The 18413-nt window shown below is 61.5% G+C and carries 19 protein-coding genes; 1 reads left to right on the top strand and 18 read right to left on the bottom strand.

Features of this window, described 5'->3' with window-relative positions; all coding sequences use genetic code 11:
• Positions 1-99: 99 nt before the first annotated feature.
• The 3 genes from flhF to HX830_RS10960 all read right to left on the bottom strand — a co-directional run bounded on the left by flhF (position 100) and on the right by HX830_RS10960 (position 4348).
• Positions 100-1428: a flagellar biosynthesis protein FlhF gene (gene flhF, locus HX830_RS10970; protein ID WP_103495943.1), complete on the bottom strand. Its 1329-nt coding sequence runs from the start codon at positions 1426-1428 to the stop codon at positions 100-102.
• Between the two features lie 11 nt (positions 1429-1439).
• Positions 1440-3569: a flagellar biosynthesis protein FlhA gene (flhA, locus tag HX830_RS10965; protein WP_177100135.1), complete on the bottom strand. Its 2130-nt coding sequence runs from the start codon at positions 3567-3569 to the stop codon at positions 1440-1442.
• A 119-nt stretch (positions 3570-3688) separates the two neighbouring features.
• On the bottom strand, positions 3689-4348 hold the full coding sequence (locus HX830_RS10960) for a hypothetical protein (protein ID WP_177100133.1): 660 nt from the start codon (positions 4346-4348) through the stop codon (positions 3689-3691).
• Positions 4349-4892: 544 nt separating this feature from the next.
• Here HX830_RS10960 and HX830_RS10955 point away from each other — a divergent pair.
• Positions 4893-6047, top strand: coding sequence for a hypothetical protein (locus HX830_RS10955; protein WP_177100131.1), 1155 nt, complete (start codon positions 4893-4895; stop codon positions 6045-6047).
• Positions 6048-6085: 38 nt separating this feature from the next.
• On the opposite strand, the gene flhB is transcribed toward HX830_RS10955, so the two are convergent.
• The 15 genes from flhB to fliH all read right to left on the bottom strand — a co-directional run bounded on the left by flhB (position 6086) and on the right by fliH (position 18410).
• Positions 6086-7225: a flagellar biosynthesis protein FlhB gene (gene flhB / locus HX830_RS10950; protein ID WP_152738527.1), complete on the bottom strand. Its 1140-nt coding sequence runs from the start codon at positions 7223-7225 to the stop codon at positions 6086-6088.
• A 3-nt stretch (positions 7226-7228) separates the two neighbouring features.
• Positions 7229-8011: a flagellar biosynthetic protein FliR gene (gene fliR / locus HX830_RS10945; RefSeq protein WP_103495948.1), complete on the bottom strand. Its 783-nt coding sequence runs from the start codon at positions 8009-8011 to the stop codon at positions 7229-7231.
• A 1-nt stretch (position 8012) separates the two neighbouring features.
• Positions 8013-8282 (bottom strand): flagellar biosynthesis protein FliQ, encoded by a 270-nt coding sequence (fliQ, locus tag HX830_RS10940; RefSeq protein WP_100939027.1) that lies wholly within the window; start codon positions 8280-8282, stop codon positions 8013-8015.
• 15 nt (positions 8283-8297) lie between these two features.
• The gene (gene fliP / locus HX830_RS10935; protein ID WP_152738523.1) at positions 8298-9050 is read right to left on the bottom strand and encodes a flagellar type III secretion system pore protein FliP; all 753 of its coding nucleotides are present in this window, start codon (positions 9048-9050) and stop codon (positions 8298-8300) included.
• Positions 9050-9484 (bottom strand): flagellar biosynthetic protein FliO, encoded by a 435-nt coding sequence (gene fliO / locus HX830_RS10930; RefSeq protein ID WP_152738520.1) that lies wholly within the window; start codon positions 9482-9484, stop codon positions 9050-9052. The genes fliP and fliO overlap by 1 nt, the downstream gene beginning before the upstream one ends.
• Positions 9485-9952: a flagellar motor switch protein FliN gene (gene fliN / locus HX830_RS10925; protein WP_103495951.1), complete on the bottom strand. Its 468-nt coding sequence runs from the start codon at positions 9950-9952 to the stop codon at positions 9485-9487.
• Positions 9953-10008: 56 nt separating this feature from the next.
• Complete coding sequence (gene fliM / locus HX830_RS10920) at positions 10009-10977, bottom strand: flagellar motor switch protein FliM (RefSeq protein ID WP_103495952.1); 969 nt, start codon at positions 10975-10977, stop codon at positions 10009-10011.
• A gap of 9 nt (positions 10978-10986) precedes the next feature.
• Entirely contained in the window at positions 10987-11493 is a 507-nt protein-coding gene (fliL, locus tag HX830_RS10915; protein WP_103495953.1) for a flagellar basal body-associated protein FliL, read from the bottom strand.
• Positions 11494-11738: 245 nt separating this feature from the next.
• Positions 11739-13226, bottom strand: coding sequence for a flagellar hook-length control protein FliK (locus tag HX830_RS10910; RefSeq protein WP_177100128.1), 1488 nt, complete (start codon positions 13224-13226; stop codon positions 11739-11741).
• 104 nt (positions 13227-13330) lie between these two features.
• Entirely contained in the window at positions 13331-13675 is a 345-nt protein-coding gene (locus tag HX830_RS10905) for an Hpt domain-containing protein (protein ID WP_152738612.1), read from the bottom strand.
• Between the two features lie 41 nt (positions 13676-13716).
• The gene (locus HX830_RS10900) at positions 13717-15423 is read right to left on the bottom strand and encodes an ATP-binding SpoIIE family protein phosphatase (protein WP_103495956.1); all 1707 of its coding nucleotides are present in this window, start codon (positions 15421-15423) and stop codon (positions 13717-13719) included.
• 6 nt (positions 15424-15429) lie between these two features.
• The gene (locus HX830_RS10895) at positions 15430-15735 is read right to left on the bottom strand and encodes an STAS domain-containing protein (protein WP_040069840.1); all 306 of its coding nucleotides are present in this window, start codon (positions 15733-15735) and stop codon (positions 15430-15432) included.
• Positions 15736-15823: 88 nt separating this feature from the next.
• Positions 15824-16273 carry a flagellar export protein FliJ gene (gene fliJ, locus HX830_RS10890; protein ID WP_177100126.1) on the bottom strand — a complete coding sequence of 150 codons (450 nt, stop codon included), beginning with the start codon at positions 16271-16273 and terminating at the stop codon, positions 15824-15826.
• A gap of 6 nt (positions 16274-16279) precedes the next feature.
• Positions 16280-17638, bottom strand: coding sequence for a flagellar protein export ATPase FliI (gene fliI, locus HX830_RS10885; RefSeq protein ID WP_177100124.1), 1359 nt, complete (start codon positions 17636-17638; stop codon positions 16280-16282).
• On the bottom strand, positions 17628-18410 hold the full coding sequence (gene fliH, locus HX830_RS10880) for a flagellar assembly protein FliH (protein ID WP_177100122.1): 783 nt from the start codon (positions 18408-18410) through the stop codon (positions 17628-17630). The genes fliI and fliH overlap by 11 nt, the downstream gene beginning before the upstream one ends.
• Positions 18411-18413 lie beyond the last annotated feature (3 nt).

Genomic DNA, 18413 nt, shown 5'->3' with positions numbered 1-18413 from the left:
CTTAGACGGAAGGCCACATAACTGGCTGCGCGTTCACTTGTCGGAACAATGCGTGGCAGACCATCGATGTAGGTAATTTGCAACGTCTGAATACTCATCTCAACCCACCCGTTTTGACGGGCTGTGGTAGATATCAGCGAACATATCGGCCATGGCTTCCTCGCTGGGTTCTTCCTGCATTTGCACACTGACCGCCCTGGACACCAATTGATGCCGGCGCGGCAGGTGTAGATCATCCGGAATGCGTGGCCCGTCGGTCAGGTAGGCCACTGGTAATTCGTGACTGATGGCCAGGCTCAGCACTTCGCCGAGGCTCGCCGTTTCATCAAGTTTAGTCAGGATGCAACCGGCCAGCCCGCAGCGCTTGTAGCTGTGGTAGGCGGCGGTCAGCACCTGTTTCTGGCTGGTGGTGGCCAGGACCAGATAATTCTTCGCCTTGATCCCGCGTCCGGCCAGGCTTTCCAGTTGCATGCGCAACGCCGGATCGCTGGCCTGCAGTCCGGCGGTGTCGATCAGCACCACGCGCTTGCGCAGCAGCGGGTCGAGGGCCTGGGCCAAGGACTGGCCCGGGTCGACATGGGTCACCGAGACGTTGAGGATCCGCCCCAGGGTCTTGAGTTGCTCCTGGGCACCGATACGGAAGCTGTCCATGCTCACCAGCGCGATGTTCTGCGCGCCGTACTTGAGCACGTAACGCGCCGCCAGCTTGGCCAGGGTGGTGGTCTTGCCCATGCCGGCCGGGCCGACCATGGCGATCACACCGCCTTCTTCCAGTGGCTCGATCTCGGGCGTGACGATCATCCGCGCCAGGTGCGCCAGCAGCATGCGCCAGGCCTGGCGCGGCTCCTCGATCCCGTTCACCAGTTCCAGCAGGTCCCGCGACAACGGCCCGGACAGGCCGATACGCTGCAGGCGACGCCAGAGGTTGGCCTGTTGCGGCTGACGACCTTGCAACTGGTTCCAGGCCAGGGAGCCGAGCTGGACTTCCAGCAGCTCGCGCAGGCCGTTGAGCTCCGAACGCATCGAGTCGAATACTCGCTGGTCCACCGCCGGGGCGTGTGCGACAGGCGCTGGCGCCGGGCGCCGCGGCTCTTCGAAAGTCGGTTCGATCAGCGGCTCGGCGGCGGTCAGCGGCAGGCCGGCGAACAGTTGGCGATTGGTCGTGGCGTCGGTATCGCCGTCGCTGCGCAGGCTCAGCTCGGCCTGGGCGGTAACGATACGCGACTGAGTCTTGCGCAGCTCGTCTTCGAGTTCCATGTTCGGCACCCGCGGCGACAGCGCCGAGAGCTTGTAGTCCAGGGCAGCCGTCAGCTCGACACCGCCCGCAATCCGGCGGTTGCCGATAATGGCCGCGTCGGAGCCCAGCTCATCACGAACGAGCTTCATGGCCTGACGCATATCGGCGGCGAAAAAACGCTTAACTTGCATAACCCACTACCTCAGCCGTTGGGCCCTACTGTCGCAACGATGGTCACTTGCTTGTTGTCCGGAATTTCCTGGTAGGCCAAGACATGCAGACTTGGCACCGCCAGTCGTCCAAACCGCGAAAGCATCGCGCGAACCGGTCCAGCTACCAGCAGGATCACCGGCTGCCCTTGCATTTCCTGGCGCTGGGCGGCGTCGATCAACGAACGCTGGAGTTTCTCAGCCATGCTCGGCTCCAGAAGAACGCCTTCTTCCGAGCCTTGTCCGGCCTTCTGCAGACTATTGAGCAATATCTGTTCCAACCTTGGTTCCAAGGTGATCACAGGCAGCTCGGACTCAAGCCCCACAATGCTTTGGACGATTGCGCGGGACAATCCGACGCGAACCGCGGCAACCATAGCGGCAGTATCTTGACTCTTGCTGGCATTGTTGGCGATCGCTTCGGCAATGCTGCGGATATCCCGGACCGGCACGTGTTCGGCGAGCAGGGCTTGCAGTACCTTGAGCAGATGCGACAGGGAAATGATCCCCGGCACCAGCTCTTCGGCCAGCTTCGGCGAGCCCTTGGCCAGCAACTGCATGAGTTGCTGGACTTCCTCGTGGCCGATCAGTTCGCTGGAGTGCTTGTAGAGAATCTGGTTGAGGTGCGTCGCCACCACGGTACTGGCGTCGACCACGGTATACCCCAGGGACTGCGCCTGGGACCGCTGGCTGACCTCGATCCAGACCGCCTCCAGGCCGAAGGCCGGGTCTTTGGCGGTGATCCCGTTGAGGGGACCGTAGACCTGCCCCGGGTTGATCGCCAGTTCGCGATCCGGGTAGATCTCGGCTTCGGCCAGGGTCACGCCCATCAGGGTCAGGCGGTAGGCGCTGGGTGCCAGGTCGAGGTTGTCACGAATATGCACCGTGGGCATCAGGAAGCCCAGGTCCTGGGAGAGCTTCTTGCGCACCCCCTTGATCCGCGCCAGCAACTGCCCGCCCTGGTTACGGTCCACCAGCGGAATCAGGCGATAACCGACTTCCAGGCCGATCATGTCGATGGGGCTCACGTCATCCCAACCCAGTTCCTTGGTTTCCTGGGTTCGCGCCGGCGACGGCAGCAGCTCCTGCTGGCGCTGGACTTCGGCCAGGGCCTGGACCTTGGCGACGTTCTGTTTTTTCCAGACCAGATAGGCGATGCCGCCGGCGACGGCCGCCAGGCTGATAAAGGAAAAGTGCGGCATGCCCGGCACCAGGCCCATCACCGCCATCAGGCCGGCGGCGACACCGAGGGCCTTGGGGGAGGCGAACATCTGCCGGCTGATCTGCTTGCCCATGTCTTCCGAGCCGGAAGCCCGGGTCACCATGATCGCCGCCGCTGTGGATAACAACAGTGATGGCAATTGCGCCACCAAACCGTCACCGATGGTCAGCAGGGCGTAGACCTTGCCGGCGTCGGCAAAACTCATATGGTGCTGAAAGATCCCGACCGCCATGCCGCCGATCAGGTTGATGAACAGAATCAGCAGGCCGGCGACGGCGTCACCGCGGACGAACTTGCTGGCACCGTCCATGGAACCGTAGAACTCGGCTTCCTGGGCGACTTCCAGGCGGCGCAGCTTGGCCTGTGGCTGATCGATCAGGCCGGCGTTGAGGTCGGCGTCGATCGCCATCTGCTTGCCGGGCATCGCATCGAGGGTGAAGCGCGCGCTCACCTCGGAAATCCGTCCGGCGCCCTTGGTGACCACGACGAAGTTGATGATCATCAAGATCGCGAAGACCACGATACCGACCACGTAGTTGCCGCCGATCACCACCTCGCCGAAGGCCTGGATCACCTTACCGGCGGAGGCATGACCTTCCTGGCCGTGGAGCATGACCACCCGGGTCGACGCCACGTTCAGCGCCAGGCGCAGCAGCGTGGCGATCAGCAGGATGGTCGGGAATACCGCGAAATCCAGCGGTCGCAGGGCGTAGACGCAGACCAGCAGGACGACAATCGACAGGGCAATGTTGAAGGTGAAGAACACGTCCAGCAGAAACGCCGGCACCGGCAACATCATCATCGCCAGCATGATCAACAGCAGCACCGGCACACCGAGGTTGCCGCGGCCGAGGCTGCTCAGGTTGCTGCGCGCCGAGTTGAGAAGTTGAGAGCGATCCACCGGTATTCCTCGTCACCTTGAAGCAAACTTTTGACGCCGGGAGCGTCATAGGCCTGCCACTGCAAGAAGCCTTCCAACTTTTGCAGTCCAAGGTAACGAGCCGCCTCGAACCAGGGGTTCTACTGGGCGACCCGGATGTCGTTCGCGGTCAACTTGCCAAACTGCAGATCACTCCCTTTCACGTACAGGATCCCGCGATTCAACCAGGCATCCTCGACCTTGACCTGGTCTTCATGGAAATACCCCAGAACGACAATCGCCGTCGGGGCACGCGAAAGCAGGTCATGCCCCAGCATCAAATTGAGTGCCCACTGAAATTCGATGATGGGCAAATCGGCAATGACGATCCGGCGCTTGCGGTCGCTCCAGCGGAAGTCCTGCTGGGCCGTGATAAAGACATCATCGTCGAAAAACTCGAAAACCGGCTTGCCGTAACGCCTCGAAAGCCCATTGGCGGACCAATCACTCATATAGTCATTCGGATTGCTGAATACCCCGCAGAGTTGCTCGAATGAACGAATACTTCCCGCATTGCCGGAAAAGTAATTGTACGAATAGTGATAGGCCAGACCGGCCAACTCGGGACGGATGGCGTTGATAGGAGCATCGAGGTAACCCGGAATATGGGTGTTGGCTGCTTCTTTGAAACGTTCAAAATCCAGTAACAACCTGAAAGTGATCGAATAGCCGATCGCACCGATTTCAGGTTTGTCCTCCAACCTGCCCGATACAAATAGCAACCCCATCCCTTCCAGCCGCTCATATTGCTCGTTGCTCATGATCGTTCGCTCCCATGATGGCCATCCCTGAGAAGAATGAAACCTCCATGGAGCCTATAAGGCGCCAGGCAAACGAACGCAGTCTACTGTCAGAATTGACAGTTTTATGCAAAAAGCACTGCCACTGGTCGTGCCGCCGAGACAAGAGCTGGCGCAGGGTGCGCAACGAAGAAGACGTGCAGCCAAAAAAACCACTCTGATAGCCTCATCCCCGCCCTATTGTCGCTTTAGTTAAAAACAATCCAATAAACCACACTCTTAGTACAACTCAACATAAAAAACTGTCAGTTCTGACAGTTCACGAGAAATCTTCCCCCCCCCTATCATCGTTATGCAACACGGAATGACAAGCACACATCGAATATCCGCCATCGCGGGGTTAGCTTGCCCCTACCCCTCCAAACTCAACGGATGCAGATTCATCCAAACAAAGAGAGACACCCTCATGAAAGGACCCACTCAAAACTTAACTGCTCCTGGAAGCATAGATAGTGAATTTGGATTTCTAGGCTCGTTCTCTGACTTCAGGACGGGCACTCTGCTCATGAGCATCGCTGGTCTGCGCCCCCGCGGAGAAATACTCTTTGTCGGGACGCATCTGGAAAACAACCAACTGAGTTTTCAACTGGCGCAACTCACCAATCTGGGACGCCTTGATCCGTCTTTTGGCCCAGATGGCACCGGCAGCCTCCTCGGCGTATTCAAAACAGGAAGCGAGGCCACCGCCACTGGGGCTCAGATACTCAAGGATGGCAAAATACTCTTGGCCGGCCATCACCGTTCATTCGCAGGAGAGTCCCGAATTGCACTGGCACGCTTCCTGGAAAATGGGGCGCCTGACGAAAGTTTTGGCAATAAGGGCAGCGTTATTCTCCCTCGTCTCACCGACGCGCCACCCAACCTCCCCCAGGACCACCTTTCCACCCTGAGAAACCGCAGAACGCTGCTGAGCCACCCCAGGTCAAATATCGTTGTGGACCCCGATGAAAAAATTATCATCGGACAAAACGCGCTTTTGCTGAGGCTGGAAAAAAACGGAGAGATCGACCATAGCTTTAACCAGACCGGTCATCTTAATCCTAATACCGTCATCAACGCGGTTGCTGTGTCGGCCGATCGAAAAATCACCATCGCGGGAGTGGATAGCGAAGGGGCCAACTTGGCACGCTTCAATGTCGATGGTTCTCCAGACCTCGACTTCGGGCACGGCGGCAGGACTTCATTCGGCGTAGGTTATCCTTCAGCCGCCATAAGCCTGTCCCTACATGATGACGGGCGTATATTCGCAACCGGTGTGTCAGACATGGATCCCGGCGATATATGGGGAGCCGGGCTCAGGGGATTGCTCGCGGCATTCACCGCCAATGGTCGCCTGGATCCGGCATTTAATAATGGCGCGCCCCTGGTGAGCGACTTTGGCATTACAGACGGCATGGGCTGGTTTGATATAGGCGGTACACCCGATGAAATAGTTGTCGTGGGTTATGCAGGTTTGCTGTCAAGGGAGAGCGGCCTTATCGCACGCTATCTGGCCAATGGTAATCTCGACACCACCTTTGGCAATGGATCAGGATACGTCAGACGATTTTTTCCAGGCTCACGCGGTGTATGGGAGTCAGTGATCGTCCAGCCGGACAAAGGCATCGTAGTTACGGGTGATACCCCGAGGAACGTCGTCTCCCGCTACCTCGGAACATAGGCCAGGCGGCCCGGAGGCTCGGTGTTTTTCGGGCCTGTTCAGGAATCGCGGCGTAAATCCGGCGGAATCGGCAGGTCGCCCTTGAGCGGGTCGGGGCGCTTGCCCTTGCCGGCACGGTACTGGCGGATCTGGAAGACGTACGCCAGCACTTGTGCCACCGCCAGGTACAGGCCCGCCGGAATCTCCTGATCCAACTCGGTGGAGTAGTAGATCGAACGCGCCAGGGCCGGCGATTCGAGCAACAGGACGTCGTGTTCGACGGCGATCTCGCGGATCTTCAGGGCCAGGAAGTCACTGCCCTTGGCCAGCAACACCGGCGCCCCGCCCTTCTCCGCGTCGTATTTGAGCGCCACGGCATAGTGGGTCGGGTTGGTGATCACCACATCCGCCTCGGGAATCGCCGCCATCATCCGCCGCTGGGACATTTCGCGCTGCAACTGGCGAATCCGCTGCTTGACCTCCGGCCGCCCCTCCTGGTCCTTGTGTTCGTCACGTATTTCCTGCTTGGTCATCAACAGGCGCTGGTGGGCGGTATAGAGCTGCACCGGGACATCCACCGCGGCAATGATCAACAGCCCCAGGGACATCCACAAGGTACTCCAGCCCACCAGCTGCAGGCTGTGGATGACCGCCGACTCCAGCGGTTCATGGGCGATCCGTACCAGGTCGTCGATATCCGAGGACAACACCGACAGCCCGACGAACAGAATGATGGTGAACTTGCCGACCGCCTTGAGCAGCTCCATCACCGACTTGGCCGAGAACATCCGCTTGATCCCCGGGAAGGGGTTCATCCGACTGAACTTCGGGGCCAGGGTGCCGGGCGAGAACAACCACCCGCCGAGGGCGATCGGCCCGATCAGGGCGGCGGCCAGGGCGGTCAGCAGGATCGGCTGCACGGCCCAGATAGCCATTTCCCCGGAGCGCATGAGAAAAATCCCCATGTAGCGCTGGTCGAGCACCACTTCCCGGCTCAGGGTGAAATTCATGCGCATCAACTCGGCCAGATCCTGGGCCAGGGCGCCGCCGAACACCAGCAGCGCGCCGGCACCTGCCATCATCACGGCAAAGGTATTGAGTTCCTTGGAGCGGGCAACCTCACCCTTCTCCCGGGCATCTTTTTTCTTTTTGTCCGTGGGGTCTTCTGTCTTGTCCTGGCCGCTCTCGCTCTCTGCCATGGTTCAGCGCACCCGTGCCAGTCCACGTAAAAACTGCAGGGCCTCATCGGCTAGCGGTTGATACTGGTTGAGAATATCGCCCAGGCTGACCCAGAGAATGATCATCCCCAGCACCAGGATCAGCGGAAAACCAATGGAGAAGATGTTCAGCTGCGGCGCGGCACGGGTCATGATGCCGAACGCGATGTTCACCACCAGCAACGCGGTGATCGCCGGCAGCACCAGTACCAACGCCGCCCCGAGCACCCAGCCGAGCTTGCCGGAGATTTCCCATAAATCCGTGGTCGACAGCCCGCTGCCCACCGGAAAGGTGGTGAAACTCTCGGTCAGCACTTCGATGACCACCAGATGACCGTTCATGGCCAGGAACATCAGCGTCACCAGCATGGTGAAGAACTGTCCGATCACCGCCGCCGAGACACCGTTGACCGGGTCGACCATGGACGCGAAGCCCATGCCCATCTGGATCGCGATGATCTGTCCGGCCACCACGAAGGCCTGGAAAAACAATTGCAGGGAAAAACCGAGCAAGGCACCGAAGATGATCTGCTCGGCGATCAGCAGCAACCCGCTCAGGTCCAGCGGATGCACCTCGGGCATCGGCGGCAGGCCGGGGGCGATGACCACCGTGATTGCCAGGATGAAATACATGCGGATCCGGCGCGGCAACAGGGTGGTCCCGAAGACCGGCATGGTCATGATCACCGCGCCGACCCGAAACGCCGGCAGCATGAAGCTCGCGACCCAGCTGCTGATCTGCGTGTCGGTCAGCGCGAGCAGCGACATATCAGCCGATGACCTGCGGAATGCTGCCGTACAGCGACAGGATGTACTCCATGAACTTCTGCACCAGCCAAGGCCCGGCGACAATCAGGGTGACCAGCATCACTAACATGCGCGGCAGGAAGCTCAGGGTCTGTTCGTTGATCTGGGTGGCGGCCTGGAATATCGCCACAATCAAGCCCACCACCAGGCTCGGGATCACCAGCACGGCGACCATCAGGGTGGTCAGCCAGAGGGCATCACGGAATATGTCGACTGCGACTTCAGGAGTCATTACACATCACTCGCTCTAGACACCGCCAAAACTGCTGGCCAGGGTACCGATGATCAATGCCCAGCCATCCACCAGCACGAACAACATGATCTTGAACGGCAGGGAAATAATCAGTGGCGACAGCATCATCATCCCCATGGCCATCAGCACACTGGCCACCACCAGGTCGATGATCAGGAAGGGAATGAAGATCATGAAGCCGATCTGGAACGCGGTCTTCAATTCCGAGGTGATGAAGGCCGGCACGATAATGGTCAGCGGCGCCTGGTCGGGGGTGGCGATGTCGGTGCGCTTGGACAGGCGCATGAACAGCTCCAGGTCACTGGTGCGGATCTGCGCCAGCATGAACTCCTTGATCGGCACTTCGGCCTTGAGCACTGCATCCTGGGCCGTCATCTTGTCGGCCAGGTAGGGCTGCAGGGCGTCATGGTTCACCTTGTCGTAGACCGGCGCCATGATGAACATGGTCAGGAACAGCGCCATGCCGGTGAGGATCTGGTTCGACGGCGTCGACTGCAGGCCCAGGGCCTGGCGCAGGATCGAGAAGACAATGATGATCCGGGTGAAACTGGTCATCAGCATGACGAACGCCGGGATAAAGCTCAGCGCCGTCATGATCAGCAGGATTTGCAGGTTGACCGAGTATTCCTGCTGGCCGTTGGCCCCGGTGCCGAGGGTGATCGCCGGGATCGACAATGGATCGGCCGCCAGCGCCAGAGGCGCCGCCAGCAGCAAGGCCAACGTCAAGACAAACCGCAAAGCACCCATCACTTCTTATCCTTACCCAGCAATTCCATCAGGCGCTGAGCGAATTCAGGCGTGGCCTGCTCGCCGCTCGGCACCTGGACCGGTTCCTTGAGCACATGCAGCGGGGTGATGGTGCCCGGCGACAGCCCGAGCAGGATCTGCTCGTTGCCGACCTGCACCAGCACCAGACGGTCACGCGGCCCGAGGGCACGCGAGCCGATCAGTTCGATGACCTGCCGCCCCTTCGCCCCCGGCCCGACCTGTTGCATACGGCGCAGCAGCCAGGCGAGGACAAAGATGATCCCCAGCACCAGCAGCAAGCCGAGCACCAGTTGCGTCAGTTGCCCGGCCATGCTGCCGGGCGTACTCGGCGTGGCCGCTGTCGCCGTGGCCAGCGGTTCGGCCGCCCAGGCACTGAGCGGCGACAGCAGCAGGATGCCGAGAAGCCTGTTCATTCAGCGCAACTTCTTGATGCGTTCGCTCGGGCTGATCACGTCGGTCAGACGGATACCGAACTTTTCGTTGACCACCACCACTTCACCGTGGGCGATCAGCGTGCCATTGACCAGCACGTCCAACGGCTCGCCGGCCAGGCGATCGAGTTCGATCACCGAACCCTGGTTCAATTGCAGCAGGTTGCGGATATTGATATCGGTGCTGCCGACTTCCATGGAAATCGACACCGGAATATCGAGGATCACTTCCAGGTTCGGACCGTCCAGGGTCACCGGGTCGTTGTTCTTCGGCACACTGCCGAACTCTTCCATGGGCAGGCGGCTGCCGCCCGACGAATTGCCGGAGTCAGCCGCCAGCAAGGCATCGATATCGGACTGGCCGGCATCGCCGGTTTCTTCCAGGGCAGCCGCCCATTCGTCGGCCAGGGCCTGGTCGTCGGCGGAAGTCATATCGTTATCATTAGCCATCAGTTGTCCTCGGCAAGCAGAAATTCAGTTAACACAGCGCATTCCTGATCGACACCCTAGCGGCGCCCGATCGCCTCAATCACTTGCAGTGCCAGGTTGCCCTTGTGGGAACCGAGCTTGACCTTGAACGACGGCACGCCATTGGCGCGCATCACCATCTCTTCCGGCAGTTCCACCGGAATCACATCACCCGGTTGCATGTGCAGGATGTCCCGCAGGCGCAACTGGCGACGGGCGACCGTAGCGCTGAGGGGCACGGCCACATCGAGCACGTCTTCGCGCAGGGCCTTGACCCAGCGCTCGTCCTGGTCGTCCAGGTCCGATTGGAAACCGGCGTCGAGCATTTCCCGCACCGGTTCGATCATCGAGTACGGCATGGTCACGTGCAGGTCGCCGCCGCCACCGTCAAGTTCGATATGGAAGGTCGACACCACCACCGCTTCGCTGGGACCGACGATGTTGGCCATGGCCGGGTTCACTTCCGAGTTGATGTACTCGAAATTGACTTCCATGATCGCCTGCCAGGCTTCCTTGAGGTCGATGAACGCCTGCTCCAGCACCATGCGCACCACCCGCAGTTCAGTGGGGGTGAATTCACGGCCTTCGATCTTGGCGTGGCGGCCGTCGCCGCCGAAAAAGTTGTCCACCAGCTTGAACACCAGCTTGGCGTCGAGAATGAACAGGGCGGTGCCGCGCAACGGCTTGATCTTCACCAGGTTGAGGCTGGTGGGGACATAGAGCGAGTGCACGTATTCGCCGAACTTCATCACCTGGACGCCGCCGACCGCCACGTCGGCGGAACGGCGCAGCATGTTGAACATGCTGATGCGGGTGTAGCGGGCGAAACGTTCGTTGATCATTTCCAGGGTCGGCATGCGTCCGCGGACGATGCGATCCTGGCTGGTCAGGTCGTAACTTTTGACACTGCCGGGCTCGGCAGCGGTTTCGGTCTGTACCAGACCGTCATCGACGCCATGCAAGAGGGCGTCGATCTCATCCTGGGACAGCAGATCCTGCACGGCCATGTCGTGATCCTACTGCAATACGTAGTTAGTGAAGAGCAGCTGTTCGACCACCACTTTGCCGACTTCCTTCTGCGCCACTTCCTGCACGCTGGCAGTGGCTTTCTGGCGCAGCAGTTCCTGGCCGACCGGGGTCGCGAGGGTTTCGTAGGTCTGGCCGGAGAACAGCATCACCAGGTTGTTACGGATCACCGGCATGTGCACCTTGAGGGCATCCAGGTCGGCCTGGTTACGCGCCAGCAAGGTGATGCTCACCTGCATGTAGCGCTGGCGGCCGCTGGCGTCCTTGAAGTTGGTGACAAAGGCCGGGGCCATGGGCTCGTAGATCGCCGGCTGCTTGCCGCTGGGGGCGGCTTCGGCCACTGCCGGTGCCGGCTTGCTCTGGGCACTGTGCATGAAATACCAGGTCGCACCCACTGACAGGCCGATGGCCAGCAGCACGCCCAGCACAATGACGATGATCAGCTTGAGTTTGCTTTTACTGCCGGGTTCTTTTACCGCTGCTTCGCTCTTCGCCATGCCAATAATCCGTCACTATTCGATTTTTCATAGTCGCACGGCAAGGCTGGAGCAAGTGTTATGCCAGATCGGGCATGAGGGAAGTACTGTCTTCGAAATACAGCGGAACCTGTAGGAGCAGGGCTTGTCGGGACGCCGTAGCGCCGCGATGAGACCCTTGAGACCGCCAAAAGCTTCGCTGGCAAGCCATGCTCCTACAGTACCGTGTGCAGCCGAAAAATGGATGCACACCGAAAGCCCCGGGATCAGGCGTAATAGTCGACCGCGCTGGAGCCGACCACCACGCTGGTGCTGGCGGCAGCGGCCGCTTCGCTGACCGTGGCAACCGATAGCTCATCCTCGCTGTCGCCACTGAGGCTACCGCCACTGCCGCTACCTCTGTGCGCCTGCTGTTGTTGCTGCTGCGCGCCCTGGCCCTGGCCGGCCCAGCCACGGGCCTGGTCGGAAACCGTGACATCGGCCTGACCCAGACCTTGCTGTTGCAGCATGTCCCGCAGGCGCGGCATGTTGCCTTCAAGGGCATCGCGCACCCCGGCGTGGGCGCTGATGAAGCTGATCTGCGTCGGTTGGTCGGCGGACATGTTCACCTTGATATCCAGACGCCCCAGCTCGGCGGGCTGCAACTGGATCTCCGCCGACTTGAGGTTGGCGCTGGAGAGGTACATGACCCGATTGACCACTTCTTCGCTCCAACCGCTCTGGTGCATCGCCAACGGCTGGTTGGCCGGCAGTGCATTCGCGGTCTTGGGCGTGGCCGCCTGGGTCAGCGCCGCCAGGCGATTGGCGAAGTCGTCGACCCGGGTGTCACTGGAGGCACTCTTGATATCCTTGAGACCGTCATCGATCAGGGTCTTGAAGGATTTGTCGCCGCCCTGGTCGCTGCCGTCCGGATCGGTCTTCTGATCCAGCATCGTCACGACGTTATTGGCCTGGTTCTGCGCCAGCGTCGAATCGGTGGCGTCGGTGTTGGCGCTGGTGTTGTCGGTGGATTTCGCAGAAGCCTGGCCGCCACTCGATACGTGACCGCCCTGCTCCATGGCCAGGCGTACCGCCGGCAGATTGTCCAACGGGTCGGCGGCCGGATCGAAATCATCGCCAGCGGCGGGGGTTGTCGCGGCAGCCGGTTTGGCCGCGGCGCTGACCGCTGCCGCCACCGGCGCCTGGACCAGGGCCGGGTCGACCGGCGTTGCCGGAGCCGGAGCCTGGGTCGCCGCAGCAGCGGCCGCCTGGAGCAGAGCCGGATCAACGGCCGGGTCCGGCGTCGCTACGGCGACCGGGGTATCGGTCGCCGTGGTGTCGGTACCGTCGCTGGAAGCGGTCTTGTCGTCGGACTTGGCCGTATCGGTCGAGGCCGTCGTGCCGTCGGCCGCGGTCTTGTCAGAGGCGCCCTTGTCATCGGCGGACGCTGTCTTGCCATCCACCTTGGTCGTTTTGTCGGCAGGCAAGGATTTGCCGCTACCGGCAACCGATGACTGCGCGGAGGCATTCGGGTTGTCGGCCTTGCTGGCCGGTGCGTCCGGCTTGGCCGGCGCCACGGGGGCCTTGTCCGCCATCGACTTGAGCGGATTGAAGGCGACCTTCACCGGATTGCTCTGGGTGCTCTGGTAGACCTGCGCAAAGCTGAAAGCATTGTCCTTGGGCGGTGCGACAACGCTCGGCGCAGGAATGACAGGGTCCGCCTGCGGCTTGACGGCAGCGTTGGCCTGGAGGAGCGAATTAGGGACGAGTGACATGGATACGGTCTCCGCTGCACAAGGATCGTAAGTACAGTGCAGGAAGCAAAAGCAAGGTTCGGGCCATCTTTGCCCGACCGACTCGGATGCTCCCCTTACCGGGGCTAGGGCCGGACCGGAAAGCGCTCGCGCTCGCTTTCGTAAAAACGCCGCACCACTTCATATTCACGGTCGATCTGGTTGATCAGCTCTTCGACACCGACCCGCGGCGATTGCGCGGCCAACTGCTCCAGCTGCCGGCAAAGTTCGGCCAGGCGCAATGCGCCCATGTTGCTGCTGCTGCCCTTGAAACTGTGGGCCGCCGCGCCGAGATCCACAGCATTGCTCGCCTGGTGCAATTGCCCCAGGCGTTTGCTCGAATCCTCGAGAAAGGTATCCAGCAACAGCGGATACTCATCCTCCATGATGTCCTGCAATGCACTGAGTGCATCGCGGTCCAGATGTTCCATATCGTTGTTCACTTGATCGCTCCCTGCTCCACACACGCGAATTATGCCTGAGCCTCCCACGAAAACTCCACGTGGGCGCTGCGCCCGCCGTCCGACCAGCAGGCATTACGGCCGAGCTGGCGCACCAGCCCCACACCACGCCCCGACAGCCGTTCGGCCCCCACGGGACGCTCCATCACACGGGTCACGTCAAAACCCTTACCGCTGTCATCGACCTGTATGCTCAACCGACCGCCCTCGCCCTGCGGGATCACCTGCAGGCGTACACGGACGAAGCCCTCCTCCAGTTCGAGCAGTCGCCGATTGCGTTGCTCATAGTATTGCGCAAATCCCTGCACATCGCGCTTGAGGCTCGAATCCAGGCCGAGGACACCATGTTCCAGGGCGTTGGAGTAGAGCTCGGCGAGAACGCTGTAGAGCGCCCCGCTCTGGGTGCGCAGGCCATGCACCTCCATCAGCAGCTGCAGCATGTACGGCAACGGATTGAAGCGTTTGAGGGTGGCTGCGCGAAATTCGAAGCTCACCGACCAGTCCAGCGGGCAGGACTCGCCGCTGTCGGAGTAGATCATGGCGTTCGGCAACTGCTGCGTCGGTGCCGGCAAACTGACCTGGACCATGCTCACATCATCGCGGGCCTCGCCGCGAAAGCGATGCAAGGCGTCCTGGATATCCTCGAACAGGCGATCCGGCTCCCGATTGGCGGCGAAGACTTCCTGCAGGCGCTCGACGCCGAACAACTGCTCGTCGCTGTTGCAGGTATCGATCACCCCGTCGGAGAGCAGAAATACCCGATCGCCCTGGGCCATGGGGTAGACGTCGGTGCGGTGGTCGAACGACTCGGCCCCCAGCACCCCCAACGGCAGGTTCCGCGCCACCAGCGGCTGGCGCTCTCCCGTGGCGACCCGATGCAGGTAGCCGTCCGGCATGCCGCCATTCCACACCTCCACCACCTGGCGCTGCGAGCTCAGGCAGAGAAAGGTCGCGCAGCAGAACATGTCCACCGGCAGGATGCGCTTGAGCTTGGCATTCATCTCCCGCAGGGTTTCCGCCAGGCCATAGCCCTTGGCGGTCATGCCGTAGAAGACTTCCGCCAGCGGCATCGCCCCGACCGCCGCCGGCAGGCCATGGCCGGTGAAGTCGCCGAGCAGCACATGCATGTCACCGGCCGGGGTATAGGCCGCCAGCAACAGGTCACCGTTGAACAGCGCATAAGGCGATTGCATATAGCGGATATTTGGCGCGTTCAGACAGCCGGCGTGAGCCACCTTGTCGAACACCGCCTTGGCCACCCGCTGTTCGTTGAGCAGGTAGTCATGGTGCCGGGCAATCAGGTCGCGCTGTTGCAGAACGGTGTCCTGAAGGCGCCGGAGACGGTCCATGGCCTTGATCTTGGCCCCGAGGATCACCTGGTTGTAGGGTTTTTCCAGAAAGTCGTCGCCGCCAGCCTCCAGGCAACGCACCAGCCCATCGACTTCGGTCATGGAGGTGAGGAAGATGATCGGCACCAGCGACTCGCCGGCCAGCAACTTGATCCGCCGCGCCGCTTCGAAACCGTCCATCACCGGCATCATCGCGTCCATCAGGACCAATTGCGGCCGCTGCGCCTCGAACAGGGCCACCGCCTCGGCGCCATTGCTGGCGGTCAGCACTCCGTGGCCCTGACGCCTGACGATGCTCGAGAGCAATAAACGATCGGCCGCACCATCCTCGGCGATCAGTACCGTCAGCGACTCCGCTCCCGACTGCATGCAAGGTCAGCCGATATCGAAGAGTTTGTCGAAATTGGAGATGGCGAGGATCTTGCGCACGTCCGAGTTGCTGTTGATCACCCGTACATCGGAATGATCACCACCGGCGTGATCGCGCAACAAGAGCAACATGCCCAGCGCGGAGCTGTCCAGATAGGTCGCCTCTTTCAGATCGACCACAATGGACGACGGTTTCTTGGCAAGTCCCTCGTAAGACTCACGAAATTCCTGATGCCGGCCAAAATCGAAACGCCCCTTGATCGAGATCGTCAATTTTGCGCCATCGGGCGATACTTCTGCGACTACAGCCATGATCCTGCTTCCTTGTCAGTGGCGACGTGTACAAGGTTTAGCACCCCACCGAGGGTAGGGCAACCGTGAGCGTCAAAAATCCTGCAGATCAATACGGACTCTGCCGGGGCAAACGCTGGGACAGCTCATCCAGCAACTTCTGTTCACGCTTGTCTTCCAGATGGCGCGCCTCGTCGACATAACGTTGCACCAGCTTGCGCAAGCCTTCGACCCGGGCGTAGGCCTGCTGCCAGGCCTCGCGCGCCTTGTCGAGATTGTTCTGGTGCCAGGCCAGGCTCTGGCGCTGCTGGCCGACCGCGGTATCCAACTGGGTGAGGAACTGCTGGTAGCCCAGCAACCACTGGCCGGAGACTCCAAGGCTGCCACGCTGGATCCACTGTTCCTGGTATTCGAGACGAAAACGCTCGAGATCCTCCAGCTTGTTTTGCGCGACCCGCACCTGCCCCTGGAAATAGCCGAGACGCTGGACCGCGGTACGCTCGGTATTTTCGGCCATATCGACCACCGGGGCCAGGCGCGCGGCACGGCTCAGGGCCATGATCGATTAACCGCCGGCCACGGGAGCGAACACCGACGCCAGGTGCGCATCGCTTTCGCCCAGGCTGATATTGGCGTTCAGACCCTGGCGCAGGTACTGGACCATCGCCGGCTGCAGGGCAATCGCCGTGTCGGTCTCGCGATCGCCGCCGGCGACATAGGCACCGACGCTGATCAGGTCGCGACTCTGCTGGTAACGCGACCAGAGCTGCTTGAAGTGCTGGGCGCGGCTCATGTGTTCAGGGCTGACCACCGCCGGCATGACCCGGCTGATGGACGCTTCGATATCGATCGCCGGGTAATGGCCTTCCTCGGCCAGGCGCCGGGACAGGACGATATGGCCGTCGAGCACGCCCCGCGCCGAGTCGGCAATCGGGTCCTGCTGGTCATCGCCTTCGGACAGCACGGTGTAGAACGCGGTGATCGAGCCGCCGCCGGCCTCGGCGTTACCGGCCCGCTCCACCAGCTTGGGCAGCTTGGCGAACACTGACGGTGGATAGCCCTTGGTCGCCGGTGGTTCGCCGATGGCCAGGGCGATTTCCCGCTGGGCCTGGGCAAAACGGGTCAGGGAATCCATGAGCAACAGGACATTCTTGCCCTTGTCGCGGAAATACTCGGCAATCCGCGTGCAGTACATGGCCGCGCGCAAACGCATCAGCGGTGCATCATCCGCCGGCGAAGCCACCACCACCGAGCGTTTGAGGCCTTCCTCGCCGAGGATGTGCTCGATGAATTCCTTCACCTCGCGACCCCGTTCGCCGATCAGGCCGACGACGATGATGTCGGCCTCGGTGAAGCGGGTCATCATGCCCAGCAGCACGCTCTTGCCCACGCCGGTACCGGCGAAGAGTCCGAGGCGCTGGCCGCGGCCCACGGTCAACAAACCATTGATGCAGCGAATGCCCACGTCCAGCGGCTGGCTGATGGGGTCGCGGTTGAGCGGGTTGATGGTCGGACCGTCCATCGGCACCCAGTCCTCGGCCTTCATCCCGCCCTTGCCGTCGAGGGCACGGCCGGCGCCGTCCAGTACCCGCCCGAGCATGCTCATGCCCATGGGCAGGCGCCCGGTATCGGCCAGCGGCACCACCCTGGCACCCGGCGCAATGCCGGCCACGCTGCCTACCGGCATCAGGAAGACCTTGCCACCGGAAAACCCCATCACCTCGGCCTCGACCTGCACCGGGTGATAACTGTCGTCGTTGATGACCATGCAGCGCGCGCCCATGGCGGCACGCAAGCCCTCGGCTTCGAGGGTCAGACCGACCATGCGCAACAGGCGTCCTTCGAGAATCGGCTGCCCAGGCAGGTCGATGGCTTCAGCGTAACCGCTCAAGCGCTTGGCGAAGCTGGTGCGTTCAAGACGCATCGGACAGGTCCGCTGCGGGAGCCGTCGTCAGCGCTTCCTCCAGCTCCAGGGCCATGTCCGGCACCGCCGGGTGCAGGGATTGCTCGTGGAGCTGATCGAACAACTGTGCGATGGCCTTGCTGATACGGGTTTCAATGGTCGCATCGATCCGACTGTGCTCGGTTTCGACCCGGCAGCCGCCGGCCAGCAGGGCCTCGTCCTCGACGATGCGCCAGCTGGCTTCGTGGCGCTCGCGCAGGGCCTTGACCTGGTCGAAGTCCTGGGGGTTGATGTGCAAGCGGACATTCTCGGCGCCCAGCGGCAACAGCTTGAGGGCTTCGCGCAGGACATGCTCGATCTGGCTGGAATCGGTCTTCAGCTCACGCTGGATGACCTCGCGGACCATATGCTCGACCAGCCCCACCAGGCCCTGCTCGATCTGCCGGTCCTGCTCGGCGATGGGCGCGAACAGATTGCCCATCAGCGCTTCCAGGGACTTGAGCTTGGCACTGAGGGCGACTTCGGCTTCCTGGCGGACCTTGAGCTGGGTACTGTGGAAACCTTCGCGTTCGCCCACGGCAAAGCCTTCGTTGTAGGCTTCCTGGCGAATGCTTTCGAGTTCTTCAAGGGTCAGCGGCTGGACTTCCTCCAGCGGCACTTCTTCCATCTCGGCCGGCGGTTCTTCCACCGGCTCGGGTTCAGGCTCCTCGACATGCGGGTCGAAACTGGGCAGCGACCAGAGGTCGAAACCGCCCACGTCCCGGGCGCGGATCAGATCGGTTGGATCAGTCATGGC

It is taken from the genome of Pseudomonas gingeri (assembly GCF_013385425.1).
Taxonomy (GTDB): Bacteria; Pseudomonadota; Gammaproteobacteria; order Pseudomonadales; family Pseudomonadaceae; genus Aquipseudomonas; species Aquipseudomonas gingeri_D.
Note: the sequence above shows the minus strand (reverse complement) of the source record. Positions and strands in the feature narration are given on the sequence as shown.

What these genes read in the sequence shown, in the direction of transcription:
- flhF (WP_103495943.1), bottom strand. Translation starts at nt 1,428, where the DNA reads ATGCAAGTTAAGCGTTTTTTCGCCGCCGATATGCGTCAGGCCATGAAG.
- HX830_RS10960 (WP_177100133.1), bottom strand. Translation starts at nt 4,348, where the DNA reads ATGAGCAACGAGCAATATGAGCGGCTGGAAGGGATGGGGTTGCTATTT.
- HX830_RS10955 (WP_177100131.1), top strand. Translation starts at nt 4,893, where the DNA reads ATGAGCATCGCTGGTCTGCGCCCCCGCGGAGAAATACTCTTTGTCGGG.
- flhB (WP_152738527.1), bottom strand. Translation starts at nt 7,225, where the DNA reads ATGGCAGAGAGCGAGAGCGGCCAGGACAAGACAGAAGACCCCACGGAC.
- fliR (WP_103495948.1), bottom strand. Translation starts at nt 8,011, where the DNA reads ATGTCGCTGCTCGCGCTGACCGACACGCAGATCAGCAGCTGGGTCGCG.
- fliQ (WP_100939027.1), bottom strand. Translation starts at nt 8,282, where the DNA reads ATGACTCCTGAAGTCGCAGTCGACATATTCCGTGATGCCCTCTGGCTG.
- fliP (WP_152738523.1), bottom strand. Translation starts at nt 9,050, where the DNA reads ATGGGTGCTTTGCGGTTTGTCTTGACGTTGGCCTTGCTGCTGGCGGCG.
- fliO (WP_152738520.1), bottom strand. Translation starts at nt 9,484, where the DNA reads ATGAACAGGCTTCTCGGCATCCTGCTGCTGTCGCCGCTCAGTGCCTGG.
- fliN (WP_103495951.1), bottom strand. Translation starts at nt 9,952, where the DNA reads ATGGCTAATGATAACGATATGACTTCCGCCGACGACCAGGCCCTGGCC.
- fliM (WP_103495952.1), bottom strand. Translation starts at nt 10,977, where the DNA reads ATGGCCGTGCAGGATCTGCTGTCCCAGGATGAGATCGACGCCCTCTTG.
- fliL (WP_103495953.1), bottom strand. Translation starts at nt 11,493, where the DNA reads ATGGCGAAGAGCGAAGCAGCGGTAAAAGAACCCGGCAGTAAAAGCAAA.
- HX830_RS10910 (WP_177100128.1), bottom strand. Translation starts at nt 13,226, where the DNA reads ATGTCACTCGTCCCTAATTCGCTCCTCCAGGCCAACGCTGCCGTCAAG.
- HX830_RS10905 (WP_152738612.1), bottom strand. Translation starts at nt 13,675, where the DNA reads ATGGAACATCTGGACCGCGATGCACTCAGTGCATTGCAGGACATCATG.
- HX830_RS10900 (WP_103495956.1), bottom strand. Translation starts at nt 15,423, where the DNA reads ATGCAGTCGGGAGCGGAGTCGCTGACGGTACTGATCGCCGAGGATGGT.
- HX830_RS10895 (WP_040069840.1), bottom strand. Translation starts at nt 15,735, where the DNA reads ATGGCTGTAGTCGCAGAAGTATCGCCCGATGGCGCAAAATTGACGATC.
- fliJ (WP_177100126.1), bottom strand. Translation starts at nt 16,273, where the DNA reads ATGGCCCTGAGCCGTGCCGCGCGCCTGGCCCCGGTGGTCGATATGGCC.
- fliI (WP_177100124.1), bottom strand. Translation starts at nt 17,638, where the DNA reads ATGCGTCTTGAACGCACCAGCTTCGCCAAGCGCTTGAGCGGTTACGCT.
- fliH (WP_177100122.1), bottom strand. Translation starts at nt 18,410, where the DNA reads ATGACTGATCCAACCGATCTGATCCGCGCCCGGGACGTGGGCGGTTTC.